This is a genomic window from Sphingopyxis yananensis (genome assembly GCF_020687785.1).
GTDB lineage: Bacteria > Pseudomonadota > Alphaproteobacteria > Sphingomonadales > Sphingomonadaceae > Sphingopyxis > Sphingopyxis yananensis.
The window spans coordinates 13,686-31,344 of sequence record NZ_JAJEWI010000012.1; the positions used below are offsets into that span (position 1 = coordinate 13,686).

General features: G+C 56.3%; 14 protein-coding genes. 6 read left to right on the forward strand and 8 right to left on the reverse strand.

From position 1 onward, the window contains the following. Positions 1 to 206: 206 nt before the first annotated feature. From LKO31_RS14490 to LKO31_RS14500, 3 genes are read right to left on the reverse strand one after another with little or no spacing between them, the layout of a single operon-like run. A complete protein-coding gene (locus LKO31_RS14490) occupies positions 207 to 1,190 on the reverse strand; it encodes a tetratricopeptide repeat protein (protein WP_227691287.1) in 984 nt (327 codons plus the stop codon). Between the two features lie 29 nt (positions 1,191 to 1,219). After that, entirely contained in the window at positions 1,220 to 2,764 is a 1,545-nt protein-coding gene (gene amaB, locus LKO31_RS14495; protein WP_227691288.1) for an L-piperidine-6-carboxylate dehydrogenase, read from the reverse strand. A gap of 17 nt (positions 2,765 to 2,781) precedes the next feature. Beyond that, complete coding sequence (locus LKO31_RS14500) at positions 2,782 to 4,044, reverse strand: metal-dependent hydrolase family protein (RefSeq protein WP_227691289.1); 1,263 nt, start codon at positions 4,042 to 4,044, stop codon at positions 2,782 to 2,784. A 397-nt stretch (positions 4,045 to 4,441) separates the two neighbouring features. Here LKO31_RS14500 and LKO31_RS14505 point away from each other — a divergent pair, with 397 nt between their 5' ends. The 4 genes from LKO31_RS14505 (at position 4,442) to LKO31_RS14520 (ending at position 9,769) form a co-directional block, all read left to right on the forward strand. Further along, on the forward strand, positions 4,442 to 6,871 hold the full coding sequence (locus LKO31_RS14505; RefSeq protein ID WP_227691290.1) for a TonB-dependent receptor plug domain-containing protein: 2,430 nt from the start codon (positions 4,442 to 4,444) through the stop codon (positions 6,869 to 6,871). A 170-nt stretch (positions 6,872 to 7,041) separates the two neighbouring features. Next, complete coding sequence (locus tag LKO31_RS14510; RefSeq protein WP_227691291.1) at positions 7,042 to 7,665, forward strand: helix-turn-helix domain-containing protein; 624 nt, start codon at positions 7,042 to 7,044, stop codon at positions 7,663 to 7,665. An 86-nt stretch (positions 7,666 to 7,751) separates the two neighbouring features. Next, on the forward strand, positions 7,752 to 8,825 hold the full coding sequence (locus LKO31_RS14515) for a dipeptidase (RefSeq protein WP_227691292.1): 1,074 nt from the start codon (positions 7,752 to 7,754) through the stop codon (positions 8,823 to 8,825). Further along, positions 8,822 to 9,769, forward strand: coding sequence for a tetratricopeptide repeat protein (locus LKO31_RS14520; RefSeq protein ID WP_227691293.1), 948 nt, complete (start codon positions 8,822 to 8,824; stop codon positions 9,767 to 9,769). The genes LKO31_RS14515 and LKO31_RS14520 overlap by 4 nt, the downstream gene beginning before the upstream one ends. 78 nt (positions 9,770 to 9,847) lie before the next feature. On the opposite strand, the gene LKO31_RS14525 is transcribed toward LKO31_RS14520, so the two are convergent. Continuing rightward, positions 9,848 to 10,744 carry a LysR substrate-binding domain-containing protein gene (locus LKO31_RS14525; RefSeq protein WP_227691294.1) on the reverse strand — a complete coding sequence of 299 codons (897 nt, stop codon included), beginning with the start codon at positions 10,742 to 10,744 and terminating at the stop codon, positions 9,848 to 9,850. A gap of 124 nt (positions 10,745 to 10,868) precedes the next feature. On the opposite strand from LKO31_RS14525, the gene LKO31_RS14530 reads away from it, so the two are divergent. After that, the gene (locus LKO31_RS14530) at positions 10,869 to 11,891 is read left to right on the forward strand and encodes a 2-oxoadipate dioxygenase/decarboxylase family protein (RefSeq protein ID WP_227691295.1); all 1,023 of its coding nucleotides are present in this window, start codon (positions 10,869 to 10,871) and stop codon (positions 11,889 to 11,891) included. 17 nt (positions 11,892 to 11,908) lie between these two features. Next, positions 11,909 to 13,372 carry an FAD-binding oxidoreductase gene (locus LKO31_RS14535; RefSeq protein WP_227691296.1) on the forward strand — a complete coding sequence of 488 codons (1,464 nt, stop codon included), beginning with the start codon at positions 11,909 to 11,911 and terminating at the stop codon, positions 13,370 to 13,372. Positions 13,373 to 13,476: 104 nt separating this feature from the next. On the opposite strand, the gene LKO31_RS14540 is transcribed toward LKO31_RS14535, so the two are convergent. The 4 genes from LKO31_RS14540 to LKO31_RS14555 all read right to left on the reverse strand — a co-directional run bounded on the left by LKO31_RS14540 (position 13,477) and on the right by LKO31_RS14555 (position 17,658). After that, positions 13,477 to 14,517 (reverse strand): alcohol dehydrogenase family protein, encoded by a 1,041-nt coding sequence (locus LKO31_RS14540; protein ID WP_227691297.1) that lies wholly within the window; start codon positions 14,515 to 14,517, stop codon positions 13,477 to 13,479. Between the two features lie 17 nt (positions 14,518 to 14,534). Then, complete coding sequence (locus LKO31_RS14545; protein WP_227691298.1) at positions 14,535 to 15,761, reverse strand: acyl-CoA dehydrogenase family protein; 1,227 nt, start codon at positions 15,759 to 15,761, stop codon at positions 14,535 to 14,537. Between the two features lie 85 nt (positions 15,762 to 15,846). Then, entirely contained in the window at positions 15,847 to 16,584 is a 738-nt protein-coding gene (locus LKO31_RS14550) for an SDR family NAD(P)-dependent oxidoreductase (RefSeq protein WP_227691299.1), read from the reverse strand. Positions 16,585 to 16,632: 48 nt separating this feature from the next. Then, the gene (locus LKO31_RS14555; RefSeq protein WP_227691300.1) at positions 16,633 to 17,658 is read right to left on the reverse strand and encodes a phosphotransferase family protein; all 1,026 of its coding nucleotides are present in this window, start codon (positions 17,656 to 17,658) and stop codon (positions 16,633 to 16,635) included. Position 17,659: the final 1 nt, after the last annotated feature.

Here is a 17,659-nt window from a genome sequence, read left to right on the forward strand (position 1 = left end):
GCTTCATTTCCAACACTGACCCGCGCGTGACCTTGGCCCTTCGCCATGGCACGCGCGGGTCATTTTTATTTTACACCCCAGTGCGCAACTGCGCGCAAAGCTCGGCTACCATGGGATCAGGCCGAAAAGCAAAAGCCCGCCCGCAAGCATGGCATGAACCGAGCCATGATATCCCCCTTTCCAGCGATATCATGGCTAGATCTGAATTATGGCTGCTCTCCTGGGAACAGCTTTACCCAATCAGCCTCCGCTTGGATGCGCGCAAAAAAGCCCCAGCTTTCCACCGCAATGGAACGGGCGAGCCAAGGCTTGGCCTTTTCCCATTCACCGCGCAAAATATAATAGTTGGCGAGGCTATAGGCCGATGACGCCGCCACACCGTCCGCCGTTGCAAAGGCGCGGCCGCCGTCCTTATCGCTAAAGAAGCTAGCGGGGTCGCGGTGTCCTTTGAACAATTGGATACCATCAAAATAGGTATCCGACCCGCCCGCCGGATGAACGTCGAACAATGTCAGGTCATAGCTGTCGAGCAAGGCTTGTGCTTCGCGCATCTGACCGCCGCGTGCCAAGGACAAATATTCCCAATAGGTGTTGGCGGTGCGGGCATCCAAATCCTTGGTGAACATTGCTGCTTCAGCCGATTTGCCGAACCATTTTGCCGCATTATCAAAATCATGCTTGGCAAAATAAGCCGCGCCCAAATGATAATAGAGATAATATTGCACGACATCCGGATCGCCGCGGAAATAATCCGGACCCGGCTTCTCCCGTTCCAACGGCTTGCCTTCATAGAGGCGCGCTGCTTTCAGGCCGGTTTCAATGGATTGGTCAAATTGCCGCAGCGAAAATTGACGGTGCGCCAAATGCCGCAGCAATTTTGGCGAATTGGGGAATTTCGCCAAGGCCTTGGTATAAACGGCGGCGCTTTCCTTGCTATAGCCTTGATAGAAAAGAATGCGGCCATACCATGTTGCGGTATCGACCGTCATATTGCGGTCGAAATCGGCCTTGGCGTCGGCCGCTGCCCGTTCCAACAACGCCACCGAAGCCACACCCACATTACGGGCGGGTTCGGTGATCATGGGCTTGCCTAACAAGGATGTGCCTTGCAGGCTGCCCTGCGCTGCGGCGGGGGCCGCGCACAGCAACAGAGCAGCGCCCATCCAATATTTCATTTTGCCGTTCAGCATCCCTTATTTCCTCCTGCTATCTTTTGATTTTAGGCGTCAATGTCAAATTCCACGCCCTGTGCCAGCGGCAAAGAACTGGAATAATTGACGGTTGTGGTCATGCGGCGCATGTAATTTTTCCAGCTATCGCTGCCCGAAACGCGGCCACCACCCGTGACCTTTTCACCGCCAAAGGCCCCGCCAATTTCTGCGCCGCTGGTGCCGATGTTGATATTGGCGATGCCGCAATCACTGCCATTGGCGGATTGGAAACGCTCTGCCTCGCGCATGTCATTGGTGAAAATGCTGCTCGACAGGCCTTGGCTGACCCCATTTTGCAACATGATGGCTTCGTCAAACGCGCCATAGGTCATCACATATAAGATGGGGGCAAAGGTTTCTTCGCACACAATATCTGTTTGCGCGGGCATTTCCACAATGGCTGGGCGCACATAATAGCCACCATCCAGACCATCGACCATGACCCGTTCGCCGCCATAGACCGTGCCGCCCTGTGCTTTGGCCGTTTCCAAGGCACGCTGCATGGCGTCATAAGCCCGTTCGTCGATCAATGGACCGACCAACACGCCGTCTGTCAGCGGGTTGCCGATCTTCAGCGTCGCATAGGCCGCCCTCAAGCGCGGCATAAAGGCCTGCTTTACGCTTTCATGAACAATCAAACGGCGCAATGTGGTGCAACGCTGGCCAGCCGTACCGGTGGCGGCAAACACGGCCCCACGCAGGGCCAAATCCAGATCGGCCGATGGCGCAATAATGGTGGCATTATTGCCGCCCAGTTCCAAAATCGGGCGACCAAAACGCGCAGCCACCCGCAAATTCACATCGCGTCCCATCGCAACACTGCCCGTGGCGCTGACCATGGCAACACCGGTGTGATCCGCCAAGGCCTTGCCGCAATCCGCGCCGCCAACGATGGTTTGAATCAAATGATTGGGGGCGGGTTCAAATTCATCGGCAACCTTGGCCAGCAAGCCCGCCATCGCCAAGGCAATCAGCGGGGTCTTTTCCGATGGTTTCCAAATGGCCGTATCGCCGCACACCAAGGCCACCGTCGTTCCCCACGCCCAAACGGCAGCCGGAAAGTTAAACGCAGAAATCAGGCCCAAAACCCCCATCGGATGCCAATATTCGGTCAAGCGATGTTCTGGGCGTTCGGTTGCAATGGTCAGGCCAAATAATTGGCGCGACAGACCCACTGCATAGTCGCAAATATCAATAACTTCCTGAATTTCGCCGCGCGCTTCGGTCAGGATTTTGCCATTTTCCATCGATAGCAATATCGACAAATCTTCTTTGTGGGTCCGCACCACATCCCCAAAACGGCGGATCAATTCCCCGCGCACGGGACCCGGCACCAATTTCCATTGATCAAAAGCAAGCTTTGCGCGATTTACCATTTCGTCAATATCGCTGGCGACATGACTGTTCAGCACCGCCAAAGGCGCGCCGTCGATCGGGGAGTGAACAGCCAGACCATCACCCAAATAGCCGTTCAGATTCAGGCCCAGTTTTTCAAAGCTAGCGGTTACGCTTAGGTCGCAGTTCGTCACATGATTTTCCATTTTATTTGCCATCTTAATTTTATTCTTCGTTAATTGCGGATCAGCGCCGCCGACCGGACGATTTCCCCGTTTTTAATGACGGTGGTCACGCGTTCCAAATGCGACACATCGTCATAAGGATTGCCAGCTACTGCGATAATATCGGCATATTTGCCACGCTCTATGGAGCCAATGTTCGACGATTGATCTAGTAATTCCGCCGCTGTTACCGTCGCGGCCCGCAGGGCCTCCATACCGGTCATCGGGCCTTGCTCGACCATCAAGGAAAATTGCCGCGCATTAAGACCATGTTGCGATACGCCAGCATCGGTCCCAAAGGCGATCTTCACGCCATATTTTTTCGCGAGCCGGATATTTTGACCCGATACTTTGCGCGCTTCAGCCATTTTGGCCAAGACGGCGGGGCTTAGATTTTTCGCTGCACTATCTTGGGGATTTACCAACCCCAATGTCGGCACCAAATAGGTTCCGCGCTGGGCCATCGCCTTGGCGGTATCCACATCCAAATAGGTGCCATGCTCGATACTATCGACGCCAGCGCGCACCGAAGCTGCTACACCCGCCAACCCATGGGCGTGGGACGCTACTTTCAGCCCCAAATCATGCGCCGCCTTGACGATCGCCTGTAATTCTTCGTCGTTCAGATGCTGACCCAAACCACGGGCTTGCTGGGACATAATGCCGCCCGTCGCCGTAATTTTAATCAGATCCGCACCATATTTCGCGGCTTCGCGAACCCGCATCGTACATTCCACTGGTCCGGTACAAGCGCCCGTATAATCATAAGGATAAAGGGCCTCGGTCGCTTTGCGGTTCAGTCCCGACATGTCCCCATGGCCACCGATGATCGATAAAGATGTACCTGACAGGAAAATACGAGGACCAATAACCTTTCCTTTGTTGATCGCATCGCGCAGCGCGTGGATGGACTCGCCATCCGACCCAACTTCGCGGACCGTGGTAAATCCGGCATCCAATGTTTTTTTGGCATTGGCATAAGCGAAAAAGGCCACATCCTCGGGACGATCAATGGCCGCCGACCACACCTGCGTCGATGGGTCAAAGCTGAAATGCACATGGCTATCGATCAGCCCCGGCAACACTGTTTGTGTTTTCAAATCCAATATGCGGACGGCAGGCCGCGTGACATATCCATCGTAAACGTCCGATATGCGCCCATCTTGAATCGCAATTGTTGATGGCCCGCGCAAAGCTTGGCCAGCGATACCAATCATCTGCCCCGCATGAATGAGCATGTCATAGGGGCGGGCTTGCTGGGCTGAATTCTCCATATTCTGCGCTCCAGCGTCCGTAAAGCTATGGGCCCAAGCAGACGGCATCATCGCCAAAGAGCAAAGGGCCGTTGCCGCCAAAAGCCCAAGGGATGCTGTTGCACAAATATCACGATCAGCCAGAATTTTACGTATCGGAAAATTGGCTATGCGGCGCAATCTCGTCAATTCCATCCCCTTCATGCCTGTCCGCTCTCTCATCTCTCATGTTGAAAATTGCCAATTTCATGATTATTTTCAACGTATATGCCATCACGGCTCAATGGCAGCCTTGCCGTGCCACCACCCATGCTGTCTATAAACATAATCAATAATCGGCAATAAATTTTATGATAGGAAATTTATTGCGATGAATGTTAAGGAGCCATTACAAATTAAGACGAGAGTGGAGGGCAAATTGTCGAAACTTATATCCCGCCTGCTGCTGACATCGGTTCTAACGGTCGCGGCAACACCTGCGGCTTTGGCCGAAGAAGTCAGCGGCTATTCCGAAGATAACAGCCGCAACGACATTGTGGTGATCGGTTCACGCCGTAAAGATCGCACCGTAACCGATAGCGCCGTCGCTATCGACGTAATCTCGCCAGAGAGCATCACCGCTACGGGCTATTCGGACATGAACGACGCCCTGCGGACCTTGGTCCCCGCGTTCAATGCCCAGCGCCTGCAAGGCAATGATGGCTCCTCTTTCGTGCGCCCAGTGACCCTGCGCGGATCACCGGCAGACCATGTGTTGTTGCTGATGAACGGCAAACGCCGTCACCGTGCGTCGATCGTACAGATTGGCACAGGTCACGCCTCAACATCTGGTTCGCAGGGCCAAGACTTTAACGTCATTCCAACCATTGCTTTGGCCAATGTCGAGGTGCTGCGTGACGGTGCATCGGCACAATATGGCTCCGATGCCATCGCCGGCGTGATCAACATGGACTTGAAAAAAGACAAGTCTGGCGGGTCATTGATCGCACAAGTGGGTGAATATTATAAAACCGGTGGGCGCACCTACGACATTCAGGGCCATGTCGCCGTGCCGGTTGGTGATCGTGCCTATTTCAACATCGCCGCCCAATTTACCGATCAGGCCAAAGCGCTGATCAAAAAGTCACCGCACGTCGGCGCAGCAGCCCTAAATGCGCAAGGCGTCGAAGGCGTTCCCAAGAACCCAGGCGGCAATCTAGACCCCTTTTATCGCGCCTTCAAAGCCGTGTGGAACGCTGGCGTCGAAGTGGGTGACGAACTGGAAGCCTATAGCTTTGGTAACTATATGACCGGTGAAAGCTCGGTCACCTTTGGCATGCGTATGCCCTTTGCGGCAGGCGGCCTTGGTCAACATGCCACTTATGCGCCCTCAGCCTATGACAATAGCCCTGAGCATCCGGGAACATTTGACCTCGCAGCCCGCTATCCCGGCGGCTTCGCTCCAGAATTTGCGGGTAATCTAGAAGATTTCAGCGCCTTGCTGGGGTTGCGCGATCAGGTTGGACGCCTCAATTGGGACATTTCCGCCCGTTATGGCGAAAATACGGTCGACTATAAAATCACCGATACGATTAACGCATCGATGGGCAATGCGTCACCTTCGGCGTTCAAGCCCGGTTCGCTCACCCAGCGCGAATTGCAATTTGACGGTGAAATTTCCTACGAACTCACCGATAATATTCTGGCCTTCGCCGGTGCCAGCTATCGCAAAGAAACCTATGTGATTGGCCAAGGCGACGAAGCCAGCTATATTCAAGGTCCGCTGCGTGATTTGCCGGTGGGTTCCAACGGCTTCCAAGGCTTCTCGCCAGACATCGCCGGATCCTTTGATTCATCCAGCTATGCGGTGTTCGCAGAAATTGACGCTGACATCACGTCATGGTGGAATTTCTCGGCTGCCGGTCGTTACGAAGATTACAAGCAATTCGGCGACAATTTCAGCTATAAATTCGCAACCCGTTTTGAACTGAATGATGCCGTCGCCCTGCGCGGTTCCTTCAGCACCGGCTTTCGCGCTCCCGCGGCAGGACAGGTCTTTGGTACCAGCCTGACGTCCCAGCTTGATGGCCAAGGCGGCTTTGTTCTGGACGCCGTTTTGGTGCCTGGATCGCCAGCGGCTCAGATTTTCGGCTCCAAGGCTTTGAAACCCGAAACGTCGCAAAATATGTCGGCAGGCATTGTCTTGACCCCAGCCTCTAACTTCACCACGACACTGGATTTCTACCAGATCAAAGTGGATGATCGTTTGTTGCTGACCCCGTCGACAAACACGACACAAGAACAAAAAGACGCCTTGGCCGCCATTGGCTTCCCCAACGGTGGTTCGGTTCAGCAGGTTCGATATTTCCAAAATGAAATGGACACCCGCGTTCGCGGCTTCGATTTGGTCAGCACCTATCGTCATGCATGGGCCGATGAAGTGTCAACGGACTTCAGCCTTGCTGTAAACTATAATGAACAAAAGCTGCGCGGCGCGCCGCCTCCGGGCTTTAACCCTGTCATTGTGACCGAATTTGAACGCGGAACACCGCGTTGGCGCGGCAATTTCAGCGCCACCACCAAAGTGGGTGATTTCGGCTTTATGGCCCGTGCCATCCATTATGGAAAATGGCTGCGGAACAGCCAAGGTACGATCTTGCCGCGCAAGGCCGTGACGCTGTTTGACGCCGAAATTAGCTATTCCGGTATCGAGAATGTTGACCTGAGCTTCGGCGCGCGAAACTTGTTCAACATCTTCCCTCCCGGTCGCGGCCCCGCACTGGAACGTACGGGCATGCTGTACGACAATCATAGCGTCTTCGGTATTGCCGGCGGTTTTTACTACGCCAATGCCAAAGTCCGCTTTTGATGCACCCCCCGTGCCTTCCGATAGGCAAATAGCTTTCATGGCATAGCCTATCGGAAGTTTGTGGATTATAGAAAGGGCCGATGTATGCTCATCGGCCCTTTCTATCATAGGGGCCTATGGCTTCTCTTATTTATTAACAGAATATCGTAACCAGCAGGAATCATCTGTTTATGTCGCCCACCGAGGGAATAGATACCTCCTTTCAGGCCATATCGCGCCCCACGCGGCGCGCGAAGTCAGGCCCATTCCATCTGGGCAAAAGATTAAGAGAATTGCGCCGCGACCGTGGCATGACCCTAGAGGATGCAGGCCGTAGCACCGGCCTTGCGGCATCCACTTTGTCCAAGATCGAAAATGATCAAATGTCACCAACGTTTGACGTTGTACAAAAATTGGCGTCGGGCTTTGATATTGATATCACTGATCTTTTTTCAGTAGATGCGGAAACCCATGCCAATGGCCGCCGCAGTGTGACGCTGGCCGGACAGGGCCGTCCCATGGAAACCCCCGTCTATGCCCATCGCTTGGTAGCATCAGAAATTAAAAATAAAAAAATTCTGCCTTTTGTCACCACCATCAAAGCACGCAGTTTGGATGATTTTAACATTTGGTCCAAACATAGCGGTGAAGAATTTGTCCACGTTCTATCCGGTGAAATATGCTTTCATACGGAACATTATGAACCAGCCTATTTGGGCGCGGGCGACAGCATTTATATCGACAGCAATATGCAACATGCCTGTTACACCACAAGCGAAGAAGATGCGGTCGTTCTGTGGGTGAACACCGGCTAGAAAATAGGCCCCGATCCAAGCTAAATTTCTTGCAATAGATTTCGGAAACGCTAATATTTTTCCAATAGGAAAAAGGGGATGTTTCCATGCAAAGGCGTGACTTCATTTTTACTAGCGCAGCCTTTTCTGCGATGACCGCTGGGGCGTTTCTGTCGGGGGCCAGCCAAGCGCGGACGCCGCAACGCCCCCTCGCCTTTGATGCCATGGGCGAACTGCGCACCAATTATGAACCGGCACTCATCCGCCGGATGCAACAAAGCGGCATCGACGCCATCACCGTCACCCTGTGCGATCCCAAAAGCTATGAGGGAGAGGCATTTGTCGAAGCCTTAAAAGCGGTGCGCGAACATGACGCATTTATCGCGGCGCATCCCCAATTGCTGGTAAAAGCCACCAAGACCGATCATATCGACATCGCCCGCCGCAATGGTCAAATTGCCGTTTTCTATCTGTTCCAGAACAGCACCCAATTTGGCCGCGACCTGAACAATGTTGATAAATTTTACCAATTGGGTGTCCGGTCCGCACAGCTCACTTATAATGATCAAAACTGGGCGGGGTCCGGCTGCAAAGAATTGGGGGCCAATGGCCTGACCTTATTTGGCCGCGATCTGATTGATCGTATGAACCAGTGCGGAATGTTGTTGGACCTGTCGCACGTCAACATGCAAACCATGGGCGAAGCCATTCGGCATTCCGCCAAGCCCGTGATCATTTCCCATACCGCCCTGAGCAGCGTTCATACGAACACGCGCAACACCAGCGACGAAAATCTTCGCCTATTGGCCCAGCGCGGCGGTGTGGTGGGGATATGCCAAATCCGTCCCTTTCTGACTCAACTGCGGGATGGTGCACTGGAAGATTATTTCCGGCACATTGACCACGCCGTCAATATTTGCGGCAGCGACCATGTCGGCATTGGCAGCGACCGCGACCACCGTGTGGTTGAGATGGATGAAGCCTATATTGCCGAGTTGAAAGCCGAAGAAGGCAGCAATTTCAACGAATCTGAATGGCCCTTATTTATCAATGAACTAAACGGTCCCCACCGGATGGAAATTTTGTGGGATGGCCTGCGCAAACGCGGTTATCCGGCGGGCACCGCCGAAAAGATTATGGGCACCAATGTGCGCCGCATTTATCAAGAGGTGATCGGATGACCCATAATCTTGTCTCTTCTGCGCTTCTATGGACGGCGGCCTGCTTAGCACTAGCCACCCCCGCAGCGGCCCAATCAGCACCCAGCACCGTCACCGGCCAATGCGATATGGCATTGAATGGCAGCAAATTGGCCATTCCCACCTATCCCGCGGCAACCCAAAAACGCTTGGACGAAAATATCGCCATCGCTCGTTCGGCCCTAGCCATCGCACCAGATCGCGAGGATCATTATATATGGCTGGGTCGGCACCTCGATTACGCAGGCCGCGTGTGCGAGGCTGTCGAGGCTTTCAATGCCGGACTGGCCAAATTTCCGGACAGCTACAAGCTATACCGCTTCCGGGCGCGGGACTTAACGCGTGCGCGGCAGTTTGAAGCCGCATTGGCCGATTATGAAACCGCATTGCGATTGATGGGGGACAGCCCCGATATTTTTGAAATCGACGGGCTGCCCAATAAATTGCATCTGACGATCAGCACCTATCGTGGGAATATTGTTTATTATCATGCCCAAACCAGCTTTGCGACCGGCGACTATCTCACGCTGATCTTGGGCATGGCGACCGCCCTTGATCTGTCCTTCCCATTTGCGCGCGATGATATGCACGTGCCCACCGCCTATTGGTCTTATCTTGCCTTGCGAAAAATGGGTCGGCATGACGAAGCGCGCGCCCTAATTGCGGCGGTGCCGGACGGGCTCAATCTGATCGAAAATGATATATATTATGACGCGGTCAAGGTGATGCAAAAGAAGATCAAACCGGAAGCCTTGGCGTCCACCAAAGACAGTACGATCAAATTTGCTATCGCGATGGAATATCGCTTTGATGGGAATGAACGAAAAGCCCAGCAAATTTTTCAGGAAATATTGGCCGAAAATCCACAAGGCCATTGGCCGACGGAGGTGGAATTGGCTGCACCAGACCGCAAAACAGGCTGGTAAACGCCCCTGTGTCACCAAAATAGCTAGCGATGATGCGTTTTACGCATCATCGCAAAACTCGCACACGCGAATATCCACTTACCCAGCCCCTGCCTCGGCCTGCATCCACTGGGCGAAAACCTGAACCGCATAGGGGGTGCGGCCACCGTCCGGTTCCATGAAATAATAGCTGGCGTCGCTGGGAACGGCGGGGTCCATGATGGGGCGCAGCGTTCCGCCCTGCAAATCCGCGCCAACCAAGAAAGACGGCATTACGGCCACCCCCAAATTGGCGCGCGCCGCGGCCAGTGCCATCGCAAAGGTGTCGACGGTGATTTGGGGGTTCAGCGCCAAATCCGCCTCCCCCCAAAAACGCGCCCAATCCCGCCATGCAAAGGGCCGTGCGCGAACTTGGATCACATTTTCTTGCTGCAACGCTGGAAAGAGATCTGCCTGTGCCGATATTCGCGCCGCCATGTCCGGCGCGGCCACCGCCACCAAAGCCTCGCTGAACAGAAAATGCGCCTGTGCCCCCGGCCAATTGGGCTGGCCAAAATGAATGGCGCAATCCACCCGATCAAATGCAAAATCAAAAGGTTCGGGCCGTTCCACCAATTGAATGGAAATACGCGGAAATTGCGCGCGAAATCTGTGCAAGCGCGGCACCAACCAATGCGCGCCAAAGGTCGGCAGCGTCGCTACGCTCAGGGTGCCGGACCGGCCACGGCTGGTGATCAATGAGGTCGTCGCTGTTTGCAGCGCCTGCAAACTGTGCCGCACTTCGGGCAAATAAGCGGCCCCTGCCTCGCTGAGGGCCAAACGCTGGGATTGGCGCAGGAACAGCGCAACACCCAATCTTTGTTCCAGCATCGCAATATGGCGGCTGACCGCGCTTTGCGTCAGGTATAATTCTTTGGCAGCGCGGGTCACGCTGCCCAAACGGGCGGTGGCCTCAAAGGCAAGCAGTCCGTTCAGCGATGGGATGACACGCGACATAGTATATATTCCAAAAAAGAATGAACTCAGTGCAATATGCCGATTGGCCTGTTGATACCAGAACGGATAATGTCGTCGACATTCTTTCGCCATCAACCAAGCGAGTCGATCCATGAACGCCGACATGACCAGCCTTTTTCAACTCTTGCGCCGCCATGTGTCGGTGGATGATGCGAATATATTGTTGTCCAGCGTCGACATTCCCGCCGTTCTGCGCGGTGAGGCCGATGCAACAGCCAGCCGTGCCGTCATCGCACAGGCGCTCAACCTGCTGCTGCTGCATGATTTGCTGAACCGCTCCGCCGCCAGCCGCGCCTATTTTGACGATTTATTGCAATCAGGCGGTCAATTGCGTTTTGATCATGGCGCGCTGCGCACCATTGATATGGCGGATATGGGTAGCTTGCCTGCCGGTGAAGAAGCGATCACCCGCATTTTGCGGCCCTTGGGTTATGACATGGCGGAACTCTATCCATTGGACCGACTGCGCATGACGGGGCGCAGCTATCGCCATCAGGATTTTCCCGCCGACATCCCGCAATTTTTTGTCAGCGAATTGCATGTTGATCGCTTTTCCGCCGCCTTCGTACAGGCGGCCGCGCGCGTCACCGCCAGTTCGACCGACCCGCTGGACGCCGACAGCCTGTCTGCGCTGCAAATCTTGACGGACAGCCACAAATTGCCCGTGCCACAAGCGGCCGAGTTGCTGGGACCATTGGTCCGTTGTTTCAGCCGCCGCCACGCGGTTCCAGCCTTGGACGATTATGAAATTTTGCTGGCGGAATCCGCCGAGATGGCGTGGATTTCCACCGAAGGAAATGCCTTTAACCATGCCACCGACCGCGTCGGCAATATCGACGCCGTGGTCGCGGTGCAGCGCGATGCTGGGCGCGCGGTCAAGAAAGCCGTGGAAATATCCCGCTCTGGCCGCGTGCGCCAAACCGCCTTTTTGGCGGATAAGGTCGAACGCGACTTTACCAGCCATGGCCAAATCATCCGCCGCATCGTGCCCGGTTCTTTCTTTGAATTTATCGAACGAGACCCCCTGCCCGATGGCAGCGGCATCGACCTGAGCTTCGACACGGGCAACGCACAGGGTATTTTCAAAATGACGGCGGCCGCCGCATCTGCCAACACGACCGCCTGATCGGATATTGGGGCGATATGACGGCTGTTCCTTCTTCTTTGTTGCGCGACCTATCAGCTTTGCTGGGGCCAAAAGGGCTGATTTCGGACGCCGACCGCGCGCCCTATGAACGCGGCTATCGTTATGGCGCGGGACGCGCCGCCGCCCTTATACGTCCGGCTGACGTCGACCAATTGCGGTCCGTCATCCGCTATTGCCACGCACAGGATATTCGCTTTTTCGCCCAAGGGGCCAACACCGGCCTTGTCGGGGCCAGCACGCCCGACGACAGCGAAGAACAAATCCTCATCAGCCTTGGCCATATGACGGCCATAGAAACGCTGGACCCGCTGGACCGCAGCATGACGGTGCAAGCCGGCGCGCGATTAAGCGCCATCAACGCCGCCGCCGCGCCGCATGATCTGTTCTTCCCCATTGATTTGGGCGCGGACCCCAGCATTGGCGGCATGGTCGCCACCAACACCGGCGGGTCGCGGATGATGCGCTATGGCGATGTCCGCCGCAACCTATTGGGACTGGAAGTGGTGCTGCCCGACCAAGACGCCACCTTGCTCAGCAACTTAACGGGGCTGCGCAAAGATAATAGCGGGCTGGACTGGAAGCATTTATTTGTTGGGACCAGCGGCGCCTTCGGCCTTGTCACCCGCGCGCGCATCGAATTGCACGCCGTGCCCCGCCGCACGGCCGCAGCGCTGGTGGTGCCGCAAACCCAAGCCGCCGTGCCCCATATCATCGGATTGCTGGAAAATGCGCTGGGCGACAGCTTAACGGCGTGCGAGGGCATGTCGCGCCGTGCGATGCAGGCCGCCTTTGACCATAACCCTGCGCTGCGCCGCCCCTTTGGCGGCGATATTCCTGATTATGCGATTTTGGTCGAATTGGGCACCAGCCTGTCAGACCGCATCATGCCCGATCTGGATGGCATATTGGTCGATATTTTGGGGTCTGCCTGCGAAGGCCCTGCCGCGTTGGTGCAGGATGTGCTGTTCGGGCGGGCTGCCGATTTTTGGGCCATTCGCCACAGCATTAGCGACGGTGTCGCCGCCATGGGTCAGGTTATTGCCTTTGATATTTCGGTCCAGCGATCGGCCCTACCCGCCTTTCGCGCCGCGGCAATTGATCTGATTGAGCGGGAATTTCCGCAACTGATCCTGTGCGATTTTGGCCATTGCGGCGATGGCGGTGATCATTTCAACCTGGTGTGGCCCAATGACATTGGCCCTGCCCGCGAAGACCGCGCCCCGATGATCGCCCGCCTGCGCACCGCCCTTTATGATTTGATCACTACCGAATTTCACGGCTCGTTCAGCGCGGAACATGGGCTTGGCCCTTATAATCAGGGATTTTACGATCGGCTGAAATCGGCGCCAGAGCGGCAATTGACGGCCGCAATCAAAGATAGAATGGACCCGAAAAATCTGGTCGGGAATATCCGCTTTGAGCGCGGCAGCCTTTCGCCCGCACCGCCGCCCACCGCCTAGGCAGGTCCGCAGCCATATCTTGTCGCCGGTGGCGGCGGCTCCAATCAGCGAAGTGGTCAGGGCGTCTCAATTTCACCCCGACCGCCAACCACCCGCCTATCCACTCAATCGGGTGTCAGCACCATTTTCAGCGCCCCCGCTTCGCGCGCTTCAAACAATTGATAGGCTGCGGCCCCGTCACGCAGCGGCAGTCGGTGGCTGATATATTTTTCGGGACGCAAACGGCCCGATTGCACCAGCAGGAACAGGGTCGGCAATTCTTCGGGCACCGAACATGTCCCCGCGCGGAAGGTCAGCCCCGCTGCGAACGCCCGTTCCAAGGGGAAGGGGAAACGCCGCGATTGCTGCACCCCAATCACCGACACCGTGCCGCGCCGCCGCACCAAGCGCAGGGCCAAATCGACGGTGCTATCATGGCCCACCACTTCGACAACACAGTCCAATTTCTGGCCCTTGGTTGCTTCTTTAATGGCATCGAGCGCGCCGTCGGGGTGCAGGGCAATGGCCCCTGCTTGCTGGGCCAAGGCGCGCCGTTCGGCAATGGGGTCAATAGCATAAACCACATGCGCGCCCATGATAAACGCACTGTCCACCGCCATCAGGCCAATCGGCCCCAGACCAATGATCGCCACGCTACTTCCGGGGCCGATATCAGCGTTGCGGGCGCCATACCATGCGGTAGCCATGGCATCGGTCATCATCAACGCCTGATCCGCCGACACGCCGTCCGGTATCAGCACGGCATTGCTGTCCGCCGCCGGAACCCGCACGGCTTCGGCCTGTGACCCTTGCAATTGGGCGGACAATCCATAGCAACTGCCCAGCGAATATTCGCACAAGGCGACGACGCCCGACAAACAAGATCGGCACGCGCCGCACCCGACAGCGGCGGGGATCATCACCTTGTCCCCCACCTTCAGCCGCGATACGCCGCGCCCAACTTCGACCACTTCGCCCACCGCTTCATGGCCCACGCAAAATCCGACATCTTCGGAAAAACCATGCCCATGATATATGTGCAAATCGCTGCCACAAATAGAGCAAGCGTCCACCTTGATAATCGCATCACGGTCGGACTGGGGGGTCGGATCGTCCATGCTTTCATAGCGTATATCGCGCGTGCCATAATAACGCAGGGCCTTCATCGCTTCTCTCCCTTGGGTTAACGGGCTTTCGCGGCGACATATTCCGCGATTTTTTGCTTTCCAAGCTGGGACATATGCACTTCCTCGGGGCCATCGGTCAGGCGGACATAACGGTTCAGCGTAAAGAAGCTGGCGATCGGCGTATCGCCGCTGACACCCATGCCGCCATGCGCCTGAATGGCGCGGTCCGCGACTGTTTGGGCCATCGTCGGGGCAATGACCTTGATCGCGGCGATGAGATCCTTGGCCTGTTTATTGCCATATCGATCCATCGCATCGGCGGCCTTAAGGGTCAGCAGACGGGCCATTTCCACTTCGCAAAAGCTTTTCGCGACATCTTGCCGAATGCTGCTTTGGTCCGCCAATTTTTTGCCAAAGGCCACACGGCTGTCCACACGGCGCGCCATATATTCCAGCGCGCGCTGGGCTTGCCCAATGGACCGCATACAATGGTGAATGCGGCCTGGCCCCAAACGGCCTTGCGCAATCTCAAAGCCCCGCCCTTCGCCCAAAATCAGATTTTCCTTGGGCACCCGCACATTGTCGAACAGCAATTCCACTTCGCCGCCCGGTGAATTATAGGAACCAAAGACCGTCAAATGGCGCACCACGGAAATGCCCGCCGTGTCACGCGGCACCAAAATTTGCGAATGCTGGGCATGGCGCGGCGCGTCAAAATCCGTTTTTCCCATCACAATGAACAGATCACAGCGCGGGTGCATGGCATTGGAAATCCACCATTTGCGGCCATTGATCACATAATCATCGCCGTCGGGGATGATCGACAATTCCAAATTGGTCGCGTCCGACGACGCCACTTGCGGTTCGGTCATCACATAAGCCGAGCGGATTTCCCCGTTCAGCAGGGGCGTCAGCCATTTGTCCTGCTGCGCCTTGGACCCAAATTTGGCCAACACCTCCATATTGCCGGTATCGGGCGCGGAACAGTTGAACACTTGGCTGGACCATGGCACGCGGCCAAATATTTCGGCCAAGGGCGCATATTCCAAATTGGTCAGGCCCGGTGAAAATTCGCCATATTCATGGGGCAAGAACAGGTTCCACAGGCCTTTTGCACGGGCTTTGGCCTTTAATTCCTCCATCATCGGCCATTCTTGCCAGCGATTATTCTGGTCCTGCACAAAGTCGGAATAGGCCCGTTCATTGGGATAGATATGCTCGTCCATAAAGGCTTCGACTTGCGCGATCAGCGCGGCGACCTTGTCGCTAAATTCAAAGTTCATATCATGCCTTTGCAAAATTAGGGCGCTATGCCGCCAAGGGAGGAAATGTTGGAAATTCACGAAGTGGAAGTGGGAGCGGATCGGCCTAAAGCGACAAGCCCCCATCGACGACCAGCGTGTGCCCCGTCACATAGGACGCAAGGGGTGACGCCAGAAAAATAGCCGCGCCCGCCATGTCTTGCGGCGTGCCGACACGGCGTTGGGGGATATTGGCCAAGGCCCCGTTTAAGCGCGCCTCATTTTGGGTGGTTACTTTGGTCAGCTTGGTATCGACCAATCCGGGGGCCAGACCATTCACCCTTATGCCATCCGCCGCAAAGGCTTGGCCCAATGTCTTGGTCAGGCTGATCGCCCCTGCCTTGGACGCCGCATAAGCGGGGTTGCCGACATTGGCTTTCAGGCCGGAAATCGAACTGACGATGACAATCGACCCCGCCGCCGCCGACAGCGGGCTGCGAAATTTGCGGGCGATGTGCATCAAACTGTCCAGATTGACCGCCATCACCCGGTCCCACGCCTCGCGCTCAAATTCTGCGCGGCGATAGGCGACCGTGCCTTGGCACAAGATTAAAATATCCAAGCCGTCAAAGGGGGCGGGTGCAGCGTCAATAGCGTCGGGGTCGCCGACATCCACGGCGCTATAGCCCAGCCCCGTCAGGTCCGACCCATCGGCCGCGTCATAATCTGCTGCGCTGGCGCGCGTGCCCCAGACATGCACCTGCGCGCCGCGCTGGCTAAAGGCGTGGGCTATGCCATTGCCAATGCCGCTGGACCCGCCGACCACCAGCACCATTTTGCCCGTAAAATCTGTGTCTGATTGCATGGATCATTCTCTTTTGTTGCGGAAAATGGTTTGTTGTGGATGATGGGCTCAGGCGATGCGGCGCAGCGCCCGTTCAAACAGATGGATCGCATGGGCATGCAAACGGTCGCCGGTTTCCTTGGGCGCTTTTCCGGCGCAGGCCCGTGCATGGGTCCCCTCTAGGATGATGCCCAGTTTGAAACAGGCCAGCACAACATACCAATCCAGCGCATCCAAATTGCGGCCACTGACCTTGGCGTAATGGGCCGATAATTCGCCCGCGGTGGCAAATCCGTCCCACGGCCGCACGGCGACATCGGTGGCGTCCGGCATGTCCCCTTCGGGCCATGTCGCCAACAGCCAGCCCAAATCGAGCAAGGGGTCGCCAATGGTGCTTAATTCCCAATCGACCACGGCCGCCAAATCGCCGCTATCGGGGCGCACCATCACATTGGCCAGATGGAAATCGCCATGGATGATGCCCGCTTGGAAATCGCTGGGTCGGTGGGCGTCCAGCCATGCCCCCACAAGGTCAACCCCCACCAAGCCTTGCGGCCCCGCCCATCCCGGCATGTCGCCATAGCTGGCAAGCTGGGCTTTCCATCGCCCGACTTGGCGTTCCAAATAATTGTCGGGCTTGCCAAACCCATCCAGACCGACGGCGCGGTAATCCAGCGCGCCCAGCGCTGCTATGGCTTCGACCATCGACAGGCCTATGCGGTGCCGCATGGCGGCATTTTGGCTGTGCAGCGCAGGCAAGCCTTGCGTCGGGTTGAACCCTGATATCGGCTGCATCAGGTAAAAAGCCGCGCCCAGTACCGCTTCGTCGGCGCACGCCGCAATCAAGCGCGGGTGCGGCACATCACTGCCGTGCAACGCGGCCAGCACGCGCGCCTCGCGGCTCATGGTTTCATTGCTGTTTGGCCGCAAAACCGGTGGCGGTCGGCGCAGCACATATTCATCTGTGCCGCGCCGAAAATGCATCAAAATATTCTGCGTGCCGCCCGACAACAGCCGCGCATCCATGATCGGCCCCGTGCCGACACGCTGTTCGTCCATCCAACGCATCAGCGCTGGAATGTTGACGTCTTTCATG

Excerpts from the sequence above, each read along its gene's own strand:
- LKO31_RS14515 (WP_227691292.1), top strand. The coding sequence starts at position 7,752 with ATGCAAAGGCGTGACTTCATTTTTACTAGCGCAGCCTTTTCTGCGATG.
- LKO31_RS14490 (WP_227691287.1), bottom strand. The coding sequence starts at position 1,190 with ATGCTGAACGGCAAAATGAAATATTGGATGGGCGCTGCTCTGTTGCTG.
- LKO31_RS14520 (WP_227691293.1), top strand. The coding sequence starts at position 8,822 with ATGACCCATAATCTTGTCTCTTCTGCGCTTCTATGGACGGCGGCCTGC.
- LKO31_RS14540 (WP_227691297.1), bottom strand. The coding sequence starts at position 14,517 with ATGAAGGCCCTGCGTTATTATGGCACGCGCGATATACGCTATGAAAGC.
- LKO31_RS14525 (WP_227691294.1), bottom strand. The coding sequence starts at position 10,744 with ATGTCGCGTGTCATCCCATCGCTGAACGGACTGCTTGCCTTTGAGGCC.
- LKO31_RS14550 (WP_227691299.1), bottom strand. The coding sequence starts at position 16,584 with ATGCAATCAGACACAGATTTTACGGGCAAAATGGTGCTGGTGGTCGGC.
- LKO31_RS14555 (WP_227691300.1), bottom strand. The coding sequence starts at position 17,658 with ATGAAAGACGTCAACATTCCAGCGCTGATGCGTTGGATGGACGAACAG.
- LKO31_RS14500 (WP_227691289.1), bottom strand. The coding sequence starts at position 4,044 with ATGGAGAATTCAGCCCAGCAAGCCCGCCCCTATGACATGCTCATTCAT.
- LKO31_RS14535 (WP_227691296.1), top strand. The coding sequence starts at position 11,909 with ATGACGGCTGTTCCTTCTTCTTTGTTGCGCGACCTATCAGCTTTGCTG.
- LKO31_RS14545 (WP_227691298.1), bottom strand. The coding sequence starts at position 15,761 with ATGAACTTTGAATTTAGCGACAAGGTCGCCGCGCTGATCGCGCAAGTC.
- LKO31_RS14510 (WP_227691291.1), top strand. The coding sequence starts at position 7,042 with ATGTCGCCCACCGAGGGAATAGATACCTCCTTTCAGGCCATATCGCGC.
- amaB (WP_227691288.1), bottom strand. The coding sequence starts at position 2,764 with ATGGCAAATAAAATGGAAAATCATGTGACGAACTGCGACCTAAGCGTA.
- LKO31_RS14530 (WP_227691295.1), top strand. The coding sequence starts at position 10,869 with ATGACCAGCCTTTTTCAACTCTTGCGCCGCCATGTGTCGGTGGATGAT.